The sequence below is a fragment of the Phycisphaerales bacterium genome (assembly GCA_035627955.1).
Lineage (GTDB): Bacteria > Planctomycetota > Phycisphaerae > Phycisphaerales > UBA1924 > JAEYTB01.
Window position 1 is genome coordinate 46,249 of sequence record DASPKU010000013.1, and the last position, 16,482, is coordinate 62,730.

Below are 16,482 nucleotides of genomic sequence, written 5' to 3' on the forward strand. Positions count from 1 at the left end.
GCTCTGACCATGAACCCCGGTGACACCATCGTCGCCCCCGCCTCACCCCCCGGTCGGTCGGCGCGCGCCATAGTGCGGCTCAGCGGGCCGCTCGCCTTCGCGCCGCTGGGCGGCCCGCGCCCTCGCGGCATCGCCCCCGCCGTCCTCCGACTCGGAGGCCTGGAAGTGCCGGTCCTCGCCGCGGCCCTCCCCTCCCCAAACTCCTACACCGGCGAGGACACCCTCGAGCTCCAGCTCCCGGGCAACCCCGCACTGGTTGAGCGCGTCCTCCACGCCATCACGAGTATCGAAGGCATCCGCCTCGCCACCCCCGGCGAGTTCACCGCCCGCGCCTACCTCGCCGGCCGGCTCACCCTCTCCCAGGCCGAAGGCGTCGCGGCCACGATCGCCGCCACCACCCGCGAGCAGCTCGACGCCGCGGCCGACCTGCTCGGGGGCCGTACCGGCGAGCGCTACCGCGCCTGGGCCGAGGAGCTCGCCACCCTGCTCGCACTGGTCGAGGCCGGCATCGACTTCACCGACCAGGAGGACGTCGTCGCGATCGCAGCGCCCACGCTCAGCACGCGCCTCACCACTCTCGCCCAGCAGCTCACTCAGCACCTCGGGGGCGTGGGGGAGCACGGTGGCACGGTGCCGCGGGTGGTCCTGGTGGGGCGGCCCAACGCGGGCAAGTCGACGCTGTTCAACGCCCTGCTGGGCCGCCGGCGTGCGGTGACCAGCCCCGAGGCCGGCACCACGCGCGATGTGCTGAGCGAGGAGCTTGACCTCTCCCGTGAGGTGCCCGGGGCTGGCGCCGTCATGCTCCAGGACCTCGCCGGGATGGAGGACACGCCGTCCCGCCCGGACCAGCACGCGGCACGCGAGGCCGTGTGCGCCGCCGACCTGCTGCTGTGGTGCGACCCCTCCGGGCACTTCGATGCGGCGCCTCTGAACCTGCCGATGAAGCCCATCCTCCGAGTCCGCACCTTCGGCGACCGGCCGCCCGCGACTGGTACACGCGAGGATGTGGCCGTGTGCGCGCTCGACGGCTGGCACCTCGACACGCTCCGGCGCGCCGTGGCGGACGCCGCCACTACCGCCCACGCCGCCTCGGTTGCCGCCCTGCTGCCCCGGCATCGGCGGGCGATGCTCGCAGCGCTCGGTCGCCTGTACGAGGCGATCGCCCTGTCCGCGGACGCCGAGCGTCTCGAGGAGCCCGAGGTGATCGCCCTCACCCTCCGGCTCGCACTTGACGAGGTTGGCGAGCTGGCCGGGCAGATCTCGCCAGACGAGGTGCTGGGCCGGGTCTTCGCGACCTTCTGCGTCGGCAAGTGACGCCTCCGCCACCGTCACCGCAAGCGCGGCCTACACCAGCGCCCCCAGCCATGCCTCCAGGTACTTCTCCGCGAACAGGTCGGCCGCGGCCGCGGTGCGCTCCGCGTCGATCCCCCAGCAGCACGCGAGCGGCGCCTTGTCCCAATCGCCCTGCACCACCAGCTGGCCGTCGATGGCGAACACGCTGGGCAGCTTGTCGGCAAGGTACGCCGTGAGCGCGTTCACTGCCGGCCCGCCGATGCTCACCGTGGGCAGTTCGCGGAGCGGGTCGCGGTTGAGGTACCACAGGTCCGAGCACACCAGCACCTGTTCGGGCCCGTCGGATTCCTGGATGGCGTGCAGCACCCGCTCGCGCAGGCGGTACGCAATCGGGCGGTCGTACAGCTCAGCCGACAGGTGCGCCCCAGTCACGATGAGAATCTGCTTATTCGGGCGCGGGCTGGATGCCATAACCCCGCACCTTCTGTACACTGCCGGCGCGGCGGAGCGGAGCCCGCCCACCAACGCCCAACAGTCGGAACATACACGAGATGATCCAGCCTGTCTGCGAGCAGCAAGAGTCCACACCCAGGCCGACGCACAGCGAAGGAAGCGCGACCGCGACGGCCACCCGCCCCATCCCGACCAAGCCCAAGGTCGAGCAGCTCCCGCCATATCGCGTGCTGCTGCACAACGACCCGATCACCGAGATGGGCTTCGTGATCACCACGCTCATCGAGTTGACGCCGCTGAACCACGATCACGCCGTGCGCGTGATGCTCGAAGCCCACAACACCGGGGTCGCGCTGGTGCTGGTGACGCACAAGGAGCGGGCCGAGCTCTACCAGGAGCAGTTCCACAGCAAGAAGCTGATGGTGACCATCGAGCCGGCAGAGTGAGCGTGGAGCGGCGATGAACACCCTGCCAAGCTTCGATCTGTACGACAGCAACGCCCTCAAGCACCTGCTGGAGGCGACCAAAGAGTCGTGCGACTCCTGCGGTCAGGCGCGGGGCTGGAAGTACACCGGGCCGTTCTACAGCGAGCATGACGACCCGGTCATCTGCCCCTGGTGCATTGCTGACAGCGCGGCCGCGAGCAAGTTTGACGGCTCCTTCAACGATGGCCTCCATTCTGATTGCAAGGTCCCGCTTGCGGCGCCCGACCTCGCGCTCATCAACGAACGCACGCCCGGCTTCGTTACGTGGCAGGGGAACTACTGGTGGGCCTGCTGCGGAACACCGTGCCGGTTCATGGGCGACGCCACTGCGGACGCGCTTCAGGGTTCATGGTCCTCGATCGTGCCTGCACTCCGCAAGGACCTCGGCGAGGTGATGAGCGACCCGGATGAGTTCGAGGAGTTCCTCGAGAACGCCGAACGGGGAGGCTCACCGGCCGTGTACGTCTTCCAGTGCCGCAAGTGCTCTAAGTTGCACTTCTACTGGGACATGGACTGAGGTCCGTGCCTGGGATTCAACTGCCCTCAAGGCAACCGGAATAAAGGTCGCCAAGGCCCGAGAATGACGCCGTGGCCGTCACCGGCCTCTGCTCTTGCCCCGCCGCCCCACGCGCCACAGCACCGCGCGCGTTCACGCCTTTTCACCGCAAGCACACACATTGCACGCCCCGCCTCCCGATGCAATAAAGCCGCGGCGTCCAGCGTCGGCCGTGCGGCTTGAGTCCCCCGGAGGCGTCCCCAGTGCGCACCCTTCACCTCGGCGACCTTCTCGTCAAGCACGGCGTTCTCACCAGCGAGCAGCGTGACCAGGTGCTGATCGCCCAGCGCTCCCGCGGCGGGCCCTTCGGCCTCATCGCGGAGGAGATGTTCGGGATCCACCCCTCGGCCGTGGAGCGGGCGTGGGCCGAGCAGTACTCGGGCTTCGCGCCGCACGTGGACCCGCGCGCGTACAACGTGAACCCGCGGGCCCTCGACGTGATCACCCGCCGTCAGGCGTGGCAGTTCCGCATGCTGCCGCTGGACCTGGCGGGCGAGGAGGTCGTGGCCTGCACGACTCAGGAGAACCTCTGCCGCGCCATGAAGTTCGCGGGCTGGCGGCTGGGGCACGCGTGCCAGTTCGTGCTCGCCGAGCCCAACCAGCTCGGCGAGGCGATGCTCCAGCACTACCCGATGGCGGGAATGACGCCGGAGATGGTCTACTCGATGGTGATCCCGGGCTGATGGGTGCTCAGCCCACAAGGTGCTAGGAGTCCGATACGCCGAACTTGAGGATGCGGCCAAGGATGTCCAGGACCCCCTCGATCTCCGGCAGCGGAGACACATAGTCCGCTACCTTCTTGAGTTCCGGCACTGCGTTGCTCGGGCACGCGAAGAACGCCACGTTCTCTCGGATGGCCATGTCGCCGAGCGTGTCGCCGATCCCGATCAGCCGCTCCTTCTCGAGCCCGCACATCCGCATCAGCCGCTGCAGCCCTGTTGCCTTGCTGACGTGCTTGAGGTCGCAGTTGATCCATGCAACGGTGTTCGAGACCCGGATCGGCCAGCCCTCGCGCTCGATTCGCTGCTCGATCTCCGGCTTGAGCGACATTAGGAACGGCGTGTCCGGGTGCCACAGCGACATGCTCGCCGACTTGCCCGGCTGGTACACCACGCCCCGCGGCAGGAGTTCCGCGTCCGCCCATCGCATCATGTCGATCACCGCCCCTTTGTCGGCCGCGGTGATCGCCGGGTCCATGATGTATCGGTTGTCGCGCGGATCGTACAGCCACACGCCCATCTCGCACACGCATGGGAGGAGATCGTTCGCGATGATCCGGCAGATCGCCTCCGCGTACGGCTGCGGCCTGCCCGAGCACACCGTCAGCGCAGGCCGGTCCCCCGACCACGCCGCCCGGTTCCACTCCGCCACCCTCGCCAGCGCATCGGCATCCACGGGCGCGCTCGACTCCGGCCCCAGGCACCCGTCGATATCGGAAATCACGGCGAAGTACTGCGGCATAGGCCCAAGGCTACGCCGCGAGACACGCCTCTACCGGATGAAGCTCATGACGACCTCAAACAGGATCAGCAGGATGATGATCCACTCCAGAATCTCCATGCGCCGGTTCGCCTGCCGGTCCGAGAGCTTGCTGTAGATGCTCTCCAGGGTCCCCAGCTTGCGGATAATGCTGCCGTCCCATTCGGGCAAGTGCAGGCGGCCCGCCGCCAGGCGGTACACCCGGGACAGGTACACATCCCCCAGCAGCTTGAGGGCGTTGTTGACGCCTTCGAACAGGATGGCCGAATCGATCTGCATGCGCGAGATCCGCCGCAGCTCCGCCCCGCTCTCAAAGAACCCCAGTCGCGTGGTGCGCTGCGAGGTCTCGTACGCCTCGCCCAGGGCCCGGTCGAGCTGGTCGTCGAGGAACCGCATTTCCAGCAGCTCGACGTTGGCGAACTCCAGCACCGCAGTCACGTCCTGCATCTCGCGTCCGAAGAGAAGGGCCGCGTTCCAGTCAATGAGGGCGGCGTCGTTGTCGGCATACGCGATGCGGCACGACAGCGCGTCGTCCACCTCCTGCTTGCTGAGGATTTCGGTGTCCGACCGCAGGATGCGGGCGATGAGCGGCCCGCACTCGTCGATCCACCCCTGGAGCCCCGCGTGCCGCTCGGGCAACTGCCACTCGTCCACGTCGAAGACGATGTAGTCCTCGACCAACGCCGTCACGTGCGGCTTGTTGATCGTCGCTTCGAGCAGCCGCACGAGGTCATCGACGATCCGCCGGGACTCGGCGAGCAGGGCCGCGTTCTCGTAGAGTGCGCTGCTCAGCGGCAGCAGCCCCTCGACGGGGCCGCTGAGCGGGATCGTGAACGTGATCGAGATTGCCCCGAAGTCGTACACCAGCGCCTCGATCGACGCTTGCGTCGTGAACCGGCCGACGCTCACCGGAGTCCCCGATCGCGTCACGCGGATGGGCGCCGGCTGGTACTCGAAGTACTTGGGTGCGCGGCGGGAGTGCTTCAACGTCTCGCGCTGCGGGATTTCCCGAGTCAGCAATGCCGCGGCCTTGTTCAGGTCCACCGCGAAGCCGACGTCGTAGGCGAACATGGCGACGCACTGGCCACGCAGGATGGTGAACTCCCCGGTGCGCGGCGGTGGGGCGATGGTGGTCACTTCGGGCATTCGGCCAATCCTACGGCAAGGGGGTTGGAGGACCGGGTGAACGGGTTGAGTGGCGGCTAACCTGTGCCCATGACGCGACTCTGCCGTGTGGGGAACGTGGAAATCGGGGCCGGGCGCGGGCTGGTGGTGATCGCCGGCCCCTGCGTGCTCGAGTCTCTGGAGCTCGGCCTGCAGATCGGGCGGCGTCTCAAGGCCGCGTGCGCCGAGGCGGGGCTCGCGTACGTTTTCAAGGCCAGTTTCGACAAGGCCAACCGCTCGAGCATCCGCTCGCCGCGCGGGCCGGGCCTCGAGCAAGGGCTCGCGTGGATGGCCGAGATCAAGCGAGAGCTGGGCGTCCCTGCGACTACCGACGTCCACGAGCCCACCCAGTGTGAGCCCGCCGCGGGCGTCGTTGAGCTCCTTCAGATACCGGCCTTCCTGTGCCGCCAGACCGACCTGCTCGTCGCTGCTGGCCAGGCCGCGGCGAGGCACGGCGGCGGCGTGAACGTCAAGAAGGGCCAGTTTCTCTCCCCCGGCGAGATGCGGGGTCCAGTGAAGAAGCTGGGCGAGGCCGGCTGCACCAACGTCATGACCACCGAACGCGGCACCTTCTTCGGGTACGGTCGCCTCGTGAACGACTTCCTCGGCCTGGGCGACCTGATGGAGCTCGACGCCGAGGGCGGCGCGCCCCCCGTGTGCTTCGACTGCACGCACTCGACGCAACTGCCCGGTGCCGGCGAGCAGACCGGGGGACGGCCCGAGCGGGCGCCGCTGCTGGCCAAGGCCGCGGCCGCGGCGGGCGTGCACGCGCTGTTCCTCGAGTGCCACCCCGAGCCCAGGAATGCCATGAGCGACGCCAGCACCATGCTGCCGCTGGAGAGCGTTCCTGCGCTGCTGCGGCAGGTGGCGGCCGTCGCCCGCGCTTCACGCCAGGGTTGAGCGGACCGCACCCCGCAACGGAGGGGGTTGCGTGATTGCCCCCGGCGTGCTTTGATCGGGGCTATGACCACCGCGCCCGCCGCACCCGCTGATCCTTCAACCCAGACCACGCCGCCGCCCAGGCGCCGCGCTTTCCCGCACGCGTTTTGGATGCTCAACACCATCGAGATGTGGGAGCGCCTCGCGTACTACAACCTCCGGGTCATGGCCCCGGTCTACATCATGCAGGCCGACACCGGCGGCACGCTCCAGCTGGGGGCTACGCAGAAGGGCACGATTTACGCCTGGTGGGCCATCTTTCAGAGCCTGCTGCCAATCGTTACCGGCGGGTTTGCCGACCGCTACGGCTACAAGAAGGTCCTGGGCTTCTCGATCTTCACCATGATGATTGGGTACATCTGCATCGCCCTGCTCCGCAAGGTGCCACCCGCGGGCGCCGACGAGGCGACCATCAAGGCCATCGCCGATTACAACTACTGGGCCCTGTTCGGCTCGATCATGCTGTTCGCCACGGGCACCGCGTTCTTCAAGCCCAGCATCCAGGGCTCGCTGGCCGCGACCATGACGAAGGAGACATCCTCCGTCGGTTGGGGCATCTTTTACTGGGTCGTCAACATCGGGGCGTTCATCGGCCACTTCCTCCCCGGCATCCTGCTCGGGCAGTCCCCGGACCCCGAGAGCTGGCGCAACCTCTTCCTCTGCTCGGCCGCGTTCACGTCTCTGAACCTTGTCATGCTCTTCACGATCAAGGATCAGCCCAGCGGGGCGGACAAGAACGAGAGCATCGGCACGGTGCTCAAGCGCACGTTCGTGAACATCCTCGAGCCGCGACTGGTCGCCTGGCTGGTCATCATGTCGGGCTTCTGGCTGATGATGTACCAGCTGTGGGACCTCCAGCCCAACTTCATCAAGGACTGGATCGACACCTCGCCCGCGGTCGAGCACCTCCGCGGCATCCTCCCCGAGACCATGTTCAAACAGTGGACCGAGGAATCCCCCCGCGGCCTTCAGGTGCGGCAGGAGATCCTGCTGGCGGTGAACTCGATGTGCATCATCATCGGCGTGGTGGGCATGTCCTGGCTCACCCGCCATATGCGCAGCCTGACAGCGATGCTCTGGGGAACGGGCTTTGCGATCGCCGGCATCCTGGTCGCCGGCCTCACGATGAACGTGTGGTACCTCGTCCTGGGCATCGTCTGCTTCTCCCTGGGCGAGATGACCACCGGCCCCAAGAAGAGCGAGTACCTCGCCCAGATCGCCCCGCCGGGTAAGAAGGGCCTTTACCTCGGCTACGTCAACGTGCCCGTCGGCGTGGGCGTGTTCGTCGGCTCGAAGATCGCGGGCTACATCTACGGCACCTACGGCGAGAAGGCCACGCTGGCCCTGCGATACATCAAGGAGAACGGGCTCGCACCGGTGACGCCCCCGGCACCGGAAGTGCTCAGCAAGTACGGCACCGAGCTCGAAGCACAACTCCAGATCGCCCGCCCCGATGCCCTCAAGACGCTCATGGACATCAAGGGCATCGACGCCGTGCAGGCCACGCAGCTGCTGTGGGATACCTACAGCCCGCAGTACTACGTGTGGCTGCCCTTCGCCGCGGTGGGTGTCGTCTCTGCCCTGGGCCTGGCCGTGTTCGGCCAGATGGCCAAGCGCTGGAAGGACATGGACGCCTGAGCACTCGCCGCGCGAGCGGCGTACGACTCGAGAGCGCAGCAGCCCGGGATGAGCGCGGCGGGAGCAACGCGTGCAATCGCGGATGAGCCGGTTCTCACAGAAGGCCAAGTGAAACCAGCTACCATGCCCGCATGCAGGCGATCAAGGCTGACCCCGACATCATGCACGGCACCCCGTGCTTCAGCGGCACCCGCGTCCCCGTGGCGAGTTTGTTCGACCACCTCCGGCAGGGCTACCCGCTCGAGTACTTCCTCGCGCAGTTCCCCAGCGTCAAGCGGGAGCAGGCCGAGGACGTGCTCGACCTCGCCAAGCAGGCCCTCACCAACGCCGAAACCGGCGCGAGGGCGGTGGGATGAAGGTCCTCCTCGACGAGAACCTGCCGCAGGACCTGCAGTACTTCCTGCCCGGGCATCAGGTGTCGACGGTCGGCTCGCTGCACTGGCACATCGCCCAGGACGAGCGGCTGCTGGAGCGCGCCGAGACCTTCGGCTTCGACGTGTTCATCACCCACGAGACGGGGCTGCGCCTGGCCCAGAGCAACGGCCACACGCCACGCCTGTCGGTGATCACACTGCGCAGCGAGAGCAGCGTGATGGAGCACGTGCGCCCGCTGGTGGTGCCGCTGCTGGAGGCGCTCAACGCCTTCCGGCCGAACACGGTGATGACGATTCCGGAGTGAGGTGGACGCGGTCCCTACAATGGGCGCATGGAAAGCCCGATCAAAGTTGATCCCGAGATCATGCACGGCACGCCGTGCTTCGCGGGCACACGGGTGCCCGTTGAAGCGCTGTTCGACTACCTCGAGGATGGGCGCACAACTGCGTTCTTCCTCGAGCAATACCCCTCGGTGACAATGGAGCAGGTGCAAGCAGTCCTGCGGATGGCGCGCGACATCATCCCCGCCCCTGCGACTCGGCGAGCGGCTGGATGAAAGTGCTGCTCGATGAGAACGTGCCCGTCGAGCTGAGGCATCTGCTTCCTGTCCACGAGGTGTTCACCGTCTCCTACTTGGGGTGGAAGGGAATCGTGAACGGCCGCTTGCTGGCACTCGCTGCGTCAAACGCGTTCGAGGTGATTGTGACAAAGGACGCGGGGATCAAGGACCAGCAGAACCTTGCCGCGCTCCCGGTGGCCGTGGTGTACCTGCAAGCGAAGTCGAACAAGATCAGGGACGTCCTGCACCTCATTCCCGAGCTCATTGAAGTGCTGCAAGAGATTAGGCCGTGCACTTACGTGCATATCCCACGAGGTGCCGATGCCGCACCTTGACTGTCACACCGCCGGCGAGTCGCACGGCCCCACCATGGTCGTCACGATCACGGGCATGCCCGCGGGTGTGTTCGTGGCTGAGGCCTTCATCAACGCCGAGCTGAAGCGCCGCCAGGGCGGCTTCGGGCGCGGCGGCCGTCAGGGGATCGAGGATGACAAGGTCAACATCCTCACCGGCGTCCGCGCCAGCCGCACCACCGGCGCGCCCGTCACCTTCGCCATCGCCAACAAGGACTCGCGGCTGGAAGACTCGAAGCGCACACCCCCCGTGTTCCGACCCCGCCCCGGGCACGCTGACCTTGCGGGTGCGGTCAAGTACCTCACCACCGACTGCCGCGACGTGCTTGAACGCGCCAGCGCCCGCGAGACCGCCTGCCGCGTGGCCGCGGGAGCGCTCGCCCGCTGCCTGCTGCGAGAGTTCGAGATCGAGGCCTTTGGCTGCGTGCGGTCCATTGGGGGCGTTGAGGGCTCATTCGAAGTCGCTCCAGGCACTTGGCGCGAGCTCATCGCACACCGCGACAGCAGCGAGACCTACTGCCCCGACCCAACAGCGAGCGAGAAGCAGAAGGCCGTGATCCGCGAGGCTAAGCTCGCCAAGGACGCCGTCGGCGGCCTTGTCGAGGCCCACGTGTTTGGCTGCCCCCCCGGCCTTGGTTCCTGCATGGACTGGCGCGACCGCCTCGACGCCCGCATCGCCGGCGCGGTCATGGGCGTGCAGGCGATCAAGAGCGTCGAGATCGGCCTCGGGCGCGACGCCGCCGCACGCCCCGGCAGCCGTGTGCACGACCCGATCCGCTACGACACCGCCCGTCGCGACAAAGAGCCATCCCTCGGCTTCCTCCGCGACACCAACAACGCCGGCGGCATCGAGGGCGGCATGACCAACGGCCAGCCCATCGTGGTCCGCGCCGCGATGAAGCCCATCTCCACCCTGCTCCAGGGCCTCCCCAGCGTCGACCTTAACACCAAGGCCCCCGAGCGCAGCCAGTACGAGCGCAGCGACATCTGCGCCGTGCCCGCCGCCAGTGTCGTCGTCGAGAACGCCGTCGCCTTCGAGGTCGCCCGCGCCTTCTGCGATAAGTTCAGCGGCGACTCCCTCGTCGAGGTCCGCGCCCAATATCAGGCCTTCCTCAAGCTCGCCCGTCAGCTGCCCCTCGAGGGCGAGGGCACGAAGCTCGCCTGACCGCCACATACCATCGGCCATGCGAATCGGCGTCATCATCCCCGCGGCCGGAGCCTCCTCCCGCTACCTCGCCACCGGCGGGCTCCGCTCCAAGCTCGACGAGGACCTGGGCGGCAAGCCCGTCCTCCAGCGCACCGTGGAGCTCTTCACCAAGCACGACGATGTCGGCGAGATCATCGTCGCCGGCCCCGCCGATGACGCGGCGTACGCCGAGTTCAAAGACCGGCACGCCGACCGCCTGGGGCTGCTCGGCGCGAAGATCTGCAAGGGCGGCGTGATGCACCGCTGGGAGACCGTCAACGCCGCGCTCGAGCACGTTACCGCTGACTGCACCCACATCGCCGTGCACGACGCAGCGCGCCCGTGCGTTTCGATGGAGCTGCTTGACCGGGTGTTCAACGCAGCAAGGCGGCACAACGCCGCCATCCCAGCCGTCGAGGCCTCCGACACCGTGAAGCGAATCACGGACACCGGCGAGACCATTGGCGGCGACGATGACGTGGCCGCGATCCTCGGCGAGACCGCTGAGAGCAGAAAGCCGCTCCGCGCAGTTCAAGAAACGGTCGACCGCCGCTCCCTCGTCCTCGTGCAGACCCCCCAGGTCTTCGAGGCCGGCCTGCTGCGCCGCGCCTATGCGCAGTCCGACCTCACCAGCACCGACGACGCTTCGATTGTCGAGAAGCTCGGAGTGCGCGTGGTCGTTGTCGATGGCGAGTCCCGCAATATCAAAATCACCCGCCCGGGGGACCTCGCCCTTGCACGCGCCATTCTCGGGCTGAGGGAACCCGAGGGGCGTCCCGTACATAAGCGGTTCTGAGGAAACAGATTGCGACGTGCGTGAGCCCTCCTGACTGGTACCCAGGTTAGGGCGGGCTAAACTTCCCGGCCCGCATGGGCGAACACAGAAGTGCAGCCGCGGAAGTGACACGCCCGCGGCACGGAAGAGAGCAACGTTCCAGGAGTTGAGCGATGAACCTGCGTCTTTGTGGTGGTGCGGTGGTCCTGAGTGCGGTCGTCCTCGGCGGGTGCGCCAACCCGCCCCCGCCCCCCCGCGGCCAGCACAACGGGCGCGTCGAGGTGACCGACACCACCCCCGCCGAGCGGAATAGCCGCGAGGTGCAGCTGACCGCGCAGCACGAGTTCAGCGATCAGGTTGCCCAGCAGCTGGCCGAGGATCTCGCTCAGGTCCCTGAGCTGAACCGCGGCGGGCGTGTCACGGTGGTCTTCGGCGACATCGTAAACCGCACGCAGGTGGTCCCCACCAGCGAGTTCGAGGGCTTCCGCACCCGCATCCGCAGCAAGCTGATGCAGAGCAACCACATCCTCAAGAACGTCCGCTTCGTCGAGAACCGCGCCCGCCTCGAGTCCCTCCGTTCGCGCGAGCTTGGCGGCGACGGCAAGGGCGCCGCGGGCCTCGACGCCGCGTCGACGTTCTTCTTGAACGGCGAGATGTACCGCGGCACCCGCGGCGCGTACGAGGAGGTCAACGAGTACCTCATGTCGTACAACCTGATGAGCGCCGACACCGGCGAGATCGTCTGGCACAGCCGCCAGTACGCCGTGAAGCAGGTGCGCTGAGCGACGGGCGGACAGGAGCTGAACCGTGAAGGTCACTGCTGCGGTCATTCTGTTCACACTGGTCGCGATGGTGGGTGGCTGCGCCGCCCCGGCACGCTCCACTCAGATGACCAGCGCTGACCTTGACGAGACCACGGCCGTCATGGCGCAGAAGCTCTCGGCCAGCCGCCTGCTCGCCGAGCGCACGCCCGACTCCCCGAAGATGGTGATCGCCATCGCCAAGGTGCAGAACCTCACCAGCGACCTCATCCCTGAGGGCGAGCAGTGGATGCTCATGGAGAAGGTCAAGGGGTCGCTGCCGCTGCTGAACCTAGGGCGCGAGCGGAACGTGGCGTTCGTCATCCCCGCCGAGCACCTGAGCGCTGCGAAGCGCGCGGGCACGCTGCCCGAGGAGGCCGCGCTCGCCCGCAACCCCACCCACGAGATGACCGCGACGTTTCTCTCCGGCACGCGCATGGCCGGCAAAGACCGCACCGACGCGTACCTGGTGGAATACCGCATCACCTCCCTCTCAACGGGCGCCCTCGAGTGGGTGGAAACCTTCGAGTTCAAGCGGGCCGCGTCGGGTATCGCCTACGACTGAGCGGCGGCGTTCGACGCATCCGGTAATGATCGGGGATCAACAGGAGCTGGCGTGCGGCTGATGCGGGCAACAAGGACGGGAGTAGCGGCAATCGCGCTAGCCTGCGGCCTCGGCGGCTGCGAGTATTCCAACGTCCACCCGCGCATGATGGCCGACGCCGACGCCGGTGCATACGGCGCTCCCCGCGTCGAGCTCCAGTCCCGCCTCACCGACAATCCCAGCGACCGCGCCTACCTCCTCGACCGCCTGCGCCTGCTCATCCTCACGCTCGCCGACGGGCAGCCCGCGCAGGCCGAGGAGGTCGCCAACCAGACCTTCCGCCTCCTGCGCACGCAGGGCCTCAACGCCGACCGCACCACCGCGGCCGTGGTCGTCAATGAGGGCGTGAAAATCTGGAAGGGCGAGCCCTTCGAGCAGGCGATGGGCTTCAGCTATATCGCCGTGCAGAAGGCACAGGTCGGCCAGTGGGACAACGCCCGCGCCGCCGCCAACGCCTCGCTCTTCCTGCTCAAGAGCTTCGGCGAGAACGAACGCGGCGAGGAGATGGACAGCGTCGAGCTCGCCCGTCGCGCCGCCGAGGAGGACGCCCGGCGGGGCCAGGGCGCCGGCGACCGCTACATCAACAAGGGCTACACGCCCGTCAAGACCAACTTCGTGCTCGGCTATCTGCTCAACGGGCTCGCGAACAAGGCCATCGGGCGCGCCGACGAGGCCTCCGACAACTTCCACGAGGCCGCCGCCGTCCGCGAGCACCTCAAGCCGCTCGCCGAGGCCCTTGACGCCGGCACGTACAACACCGTGTTCGTCGTTGACTACGGGCGCGGCCCAACCAAGATCGCCACCGGCCCCGACAACGCCTTCGCACGCTACGTCGAGAACTGGCCGAGCGGCGCCGAGCCCATCCGGGTCGCGGTAGAGGATGGGGGGGCCCCGCTCGCTGAGGCCCCGCCCGTGCAGGACCTCAACCGCATGGCCCGCAGCCTCATGTGGAACAATCTCGAGGACGTCCGCACGGCCAAGAGCGCCATCGGCACCGGCCTGCTCGTGGGCGGCCTCGCCGTCGCGGGCACCAGCCGCGACAACGAGGCGCAGCTCGCGGGCGTCGGCGCGGCCCTGATCGGCCTGGCGATGAAGGCCACCGCCCGCGCCGACACCCGTCACGCGGAGTTCCTGCCGCAGCGCGTGTACCTCGTTCCCGTCAATATCACTGGCCCCGACGCGACTGTCACACTGGAAGTCGCCGGCGACAGCCGCTCGCGCATGGTGCTCACCGCAATTGATCCGCCGGCCGCGGGCGGTATCCAGCTCCGCTACGTGAAGGTCCCGCCCACGGGCGGCGAGTGGGCCCGCAGCGGACGTGTCCTTTACGGCAACGACGAGTACAGCGGGCGCATCGACGGCGATTCGCTTCCCTACATCCTCGGCGGTCGTGATGTCTCGCTGCCCACACCCGCGGCCATGAAGCGCTACCACGCTGCGGGCTGCCTCCGCAGCATGACCTACACCGAACTCGAGAACCTCTACCGCGAGGAGGGCATCGCCCTGAGCGTGGAGGACGCCAAGGGCCAGTCGCGCGCCCACGTCCTCGAGGGCGGCGACTCGCTCGTCCCGCCGCTGCCGGGGACCGCCGGGTACGCCCGACTCTTCGGGCAGGACCACCCGCCCTACCGCCCGCGCAGCCGCGGGCTGCAGGACTTCCTCAATGAGCTGAACGAAACAAGCCAGGCCGCGATCGGGCGGCCGAAGAATGACACACAAGGAGCCGAGCGATGAAGAGCGTGCTGCTGGCGATCGTGACCATGACCGGAATCGCGGCGGGCCTGGGCGGCTGCAAGGGCCGCCCACCGACGGAGCCCTTTACCCCGCGTGCCGACCACATCCCGCTCGAGGCCTACCCCAAGATCACCGCGCCCGCGGAGCTCGCGCAATACCTCGCGGTGTCTGACACGACCGTCGAGCGCGGCCCGGTGATGAAGGTCACCACCCCCGTCCGCCTCATCAGCCGCCCCGGCGAGTGGTCCAAGGTGCAGTACCGCTACATCTTCCTCAATGACCGCGGCCTGCCTGTGCGCGAGCAGCCCGAGTGGACGCCCGTCACCCTCGAGCCCCAGCAGCAGGTCTTCCTCTCGCAGAACTCGCTCGACAGCGACGCCGTTGACTGGCGGCTCGAGATCCGCCCGCAGCGGTGAGACTCACGGCGGTCGCGACGGCCTGTGCGCGGGCGCTGGTCTTCACGAAGGAGCAGCCCATGGTCAGGATGGCTTGGTTGATCGCGCTGCTGTGGATGTTGCCCGGCGTGTCAACGGTCCACGCGCAGGACGGCGCAACGGCTCCTATGGCACAGCCCGCGACCAACCCGCCAGAGAAGACCCCGCCAGACTTCCCAGGCACCTACGCGCGGGCCGGCTCGCCGCGCGTGGTGGTGTACGCAGACATCGGCGGCCTCTCGCCCAAAGGTGCCGAGGGTCCCGCTTCGCGTCTGGGCGGCGAGATTGAGGATCAGCTGCGAACCGCCGGCGTGACCGTCGTCCCCGCCCCGGCCCTCACACCCGGACAGGCCGACGTCGTCCGCTCAAGCGGCTCCTTCGCGGCCGCACGGATTGTGGGCAAGGCGGCCAACGCCGACACGGTGCTTTACCTCCGCGTCGTGGAGCAGGCGGGCAAAGCAGCCGGAGTGCCGTCGTACACCGGCACCTTCGTCCTCGCCGACCTGCGCCGCGGCACCACCCTCGGCACCCACGCCTGGGACATCATCGGTGCCGACAGGGGCGTCACCGACGCGCAAGTCGAAGAAACCGCCGCCCGCCTCGCCGCCGTCGTTCAGCGTCAGTTCACAACAGCCTTCCCGCCCGGCGGGAACATGATGAACGCCCGCAGGCACGTGGTGCGTCTGGTGGGTCCGTACACCAGCGACGACCTCGCCACGCTCGTGGAAGGCCTGAGCGCCGGGGCCGAGTTCAAGCAGGGCTCGGTACAGCTCCGCGCCGAGGACGCCACGGAGGTCGGGCGCGTCGCAACGCTGGAGGTCGCGTCTGTCGCCGAGCTCCCGGATGTCCGCCGCGCCGTCCGGCGAGACATCGTTAGTCAGCTCGCCATGTCATCAGCGTTCATCGACTCGCGCGAGGGCGCCATCGGCCTCAAGGTCACCCCCCTCGCGGTGAACGAGCGGGAGCGGCTGCTCATGGGCGGCGCTCAGATCAAGCGGAACACCGCCGAGCGCGAGCGCCTCCGCCTGGCCTATGCCAACGCGGCCCGCCCGCGCATCCTGGTCATGCTCAACCCCGAGAAGAAGGGTGGTCAGGGCATCACCCCCGTCGATCGCGTCCGCGTCGGCCCGGGCATCTCCGGCCAGCTCCTCGATCAGGCCGGCGAGCGGGCCGACCGCCGCCAGGAGTTCGACCCACGCCTGATCGAAGACTGCCTTTCCCGCCGCCTTCAGGAACTCGGCCTCAATGTCGTTGACGCGGCGAACTCCCAGCGAACCCTCCTTGCCCGAGCCGAGAACGCGAACCGCGCCTGGACTTCCGATGACCTGGCGCGGGAGCTCGGTGCCGCCGCGGGCGCGGCCATCGTCATCACCGGCAACGCCCGCACCACCCGCGAAGGCGAAGCACAGGGAGCGATCGTGACCCTGCGCGCCATCGACCTCCCAACCGGTTCGGTAGTCGCCGAGACCGAGGTTCAGGCCGCCCTTGGGACCTCCGGCGAGGCCGTGGCCCAGTCCACCGAGGAACTCAGCGCCCAAGCCGCCGGCAGGCTCATCACCGCACTCACCGATCGCTGGGAAGGCACCGCCCGCCGCTAGCATCGCCCGCACGGCCCTGGGCCACGGGAAGCCCCCGCCGTGACTGGTTACAGTGCA

Annotated in this window: 20 protein-coding genes; 17 read left to right on the plus strand and 3 right to left on the minus strand. The window is 68.2% G+C overall.

What is annotated here, in order from left to right; translation table 11 throughout:
- Positions 1-9 precede the first annotated feature (9 nt).
- Positions 10-1,314, plus strand: coding sequence for a GTPase (locus VD997_11290; GenBank protein HYE62568.1), 1,305 nt, complete (start codon positions 10-12; stop codon positions 1,312-1,314).
- 30 nt (positions 1,315-1,344) lie between these two features.
- On the opposite strand, the gene VD997_11295 is transcribed toward VD997_11290, so the two are convergent.
- A complete protein-coding gene (locus VD997_11295) occupies positions 1,345-1,764 on the minus strand; it encodes a hypothetical protein (protein HYE62569.1) in 420 nt (139 codons plus the stop codon).
- An 80-nt stretch (positions 1,765-1,844) separates the two neighbouring features.
- On the opposite strand from VD997_11295, the gene VD997_11300 reads away from it, so the two are divergent.
- From VD997_11300 to VD997_11310, 3 genes are all read left to right on the plus strand, one after another.
- Positions 1,845-2,192, plus strand: coding sequence for an ATP-dependent Clp protease adaptor ClpS (locus tag VD997_11300; GenBank protein ID HYE62570.1), 348 nt, complete (start codon positions 1,845-1,847; stop codon positions 2,190-2,192).
- A gap of 13 nt (positions 2,193-2,205) precedes the next feature.
- Positions 2,206-2,748 carry a CbrC family protein gene (locus VD997_11305; protein ID HYE62571.1) on the plus strand — a complete coding sequence of 181 codons (543 nt, stop codon included), beginning with the start codon at positions 2,206-2,208 and terminating at the stop codon, positions 2,746-2,748.
- 242 nt (positions 2,749-2,990) lie between these two features.
- On the plus strand, positions 2,991-3,470 hold the full coding sequence (locus VD997_11310) for a hypothetical protein (GenBank protein HYE62572.1): 480 nt from the start codon (positions 2,991-2,993) through the stop codon (positions 3,468-3,470).
- A gap of 22 nt (positions 3,471-3,492) precedes the next feature.
- On the opposite strand, the gene VD997_11315 is transcribed toward VD997_11310, so the two are convergent.
- Both VD997_11315 and VD997_11320 read right to left on the minus strand, forming a co-directional pair.
- Positions 3,493-4,248 (minus strand): HAD hydrolase family protein, encoded by a 756-nt coding sequence (locus VD997_11315; GenBank protein ID HYE62573.1) that lies wholly within the window; start codon positions 4,246-4,248, stop codon positions 3,493-3,495.
- A 30-nt stretch (positions 4,249-4,278) separates the two neighbouring features.
- Positions 4,279-5,412: a hypothetical protein gene (locus VD997_11320; GenBank protein ID HYE62574.1), complete on the minus strand. Its 1,134-nt coding sequence runs from the start codon at positions 5,410-5,412 to the stop codon at positions 4,279-4,281.
- A 69-nt stretch (positions 5,413-5,481) separates the two neighbouring features.
- Here VD997_11320 and kdsA point away from each other — a divergent pair, with 69 nt between their 5' ends.
- The 13 genes from kdsA to VD997_11385 all read left to right on the plus strand — a co-directional run bounded on the left by kdsA (position 5,482) and on the right by VD997_11385 (position 16,425).
- A complete protein-coding gene (gene kdsA, locus VD997_11325; protein ID HYE62575.1) occupies positions 5,482-6,330 on the plus strand; it encodes a 3-deoxy-8-phosphooctulonate synthase in 849 nt (282 codons plus the stop codon).
- A 150-nt stretch (positions 6,331-6,480) separates the two neighbouring features.
- Positions 6,481-8,007, plus strand: a complete 1,527-nt coding sequence (locus VD997_11330) for an MFS transporter (GenBank protein ID HYE62576.1) — start codon at positions 6,481-6,483, stop codon at positions 8,005-8,007.
- 131 nt (positions 8,008-8,138) lie between these two features.
- Positions 8,139-8,363, plus strand: a complete 225-nt coding sequence (locus VD997_11335) for a DUF433 domain-containing protein (protein ID HYE62577.1) — start codon at positions 8,139-8,141, stop codon at positions 8,361-8,363.
- Positions 8,360-8,686: a hypothetical protein gene (locus VD997_11340; GenBank protein HYE62578.1), complete on the plus strand. Its 327-nt coding sequence runs from the start codon at positions 8,360-8,362 to the stop codon at positions 8,684-8,686. The genes VD997_11335 and VD997_11340 overlap by 4 nt, the downstream gene beginning before the upstream one ends.
- Positions 8,687-8,713: 27 nt before the next feature.
- Positions 8,714-8,938: a DUF433 domain-containing protein gene (locus tag VD997_11345; GenBank protein HYE62579.1), complete on the plus strand. Its 225-nt coding sequence runs from the start codon at positions 8,714-8,716 to the stop codon at positions 8,936-8,938.
- Positions 8,935-9,276 carry a DUF5615 family PIN-like protein gene (locus tag VD997_11350; GenBank protein HYE62580.1) on the plus strand — a complete coding sequence of 114 codons (342 nt, stop codon included), beginning with the start codon at positions 8,935-8,937 and terminating at the stop codon, positions 9,274-9,276. The genes VD997_11345 and VD997_11350 overlap by 4 nt, the downstream gene beginning before the upstream one ends.
- Positions 9,263-10,459, plus strand: a complete 1,197-nt coding sequence (aroC, locus tag VD997_11355; GenBank protein ID HYE62581.1) for a chorismate synthase — start codon at positions 9,263-9,265, stop codon at positions 10,457-10,459. Before VD997_11350 ends, aroC begins: the two co-directional genes overlap by 14 nt.
- A gap of 19 nt (positions 10,460-10,478) precedes the next feature.
- A complete protein-coding gene (locus tag VD997_11360; protein ID HYE62582.1) occupies positions 10,479-11,276 on the plus strand; it encodes a 2-C-methyl-D-erythritol 4-phosphate cytidylyltransferase in 798 nt (265 codons plus the stop codon).
- Between the two features lie 152 nt (positions 11,277-11,428).
- Entirely contained in the window at positions 11,429-12,037 is a 609-nt protein-coding gene (locus VD997_11365) for a hypothetical protein (GenBank protein HYE62583.1), read from the plus strand.
- 25 nt (positions 12,038-12,062) lie between these two features.
- Complete coding sequence (locus VD997_11370; protein HYE62584.1) at positions 12,063-12,620, plus strand: hypothetical protein; 558 nt, start codon at positions 12,063-12,065, stop codon at positions 12,618-12,620.
- Between the two features lie 60 nt (positions 12,621-12,680).
- The gene (locus VD997_11375) at positions 12,681-14,393 is read left to right on the plus strand and encodes a hypothetical protein (protein ID HYE62585.1); all 1,713 of its coding nucleotides are present in this window, start codon (positions 12,681-12,683) and stop codon (positions 14,391-14,393) included.
- Positions 14,390-14,809: a DUF1425 domain-containing protein gene (locus tag VD997_11380; GenBank protein HYE62586.1), complete on the plus strand. Its 420-nt coding sequence runs from the start codon at positions 14,390-14,392 to the stop codon at positions 14,807-14,809. Before VD997_11375 ends, VD997_11380 begins: the two co-directional genes overlap by 4 nt.
- A 59-nt stretch (positions 14,810-14,868) precedes the next feature.
- Positions 14,869-16,425, plus strand: coding sequence for a hypothetical protein (locus tag VD997_11385; GenBank protein HYE62587.1), 1,557 nt, complete (start codon positions 14,869-14,871; stop codon positions 16,423-16,425).
- The last annotated feature ends 57 nt before the right edge of the window (positions 16,426-16,482 follow it).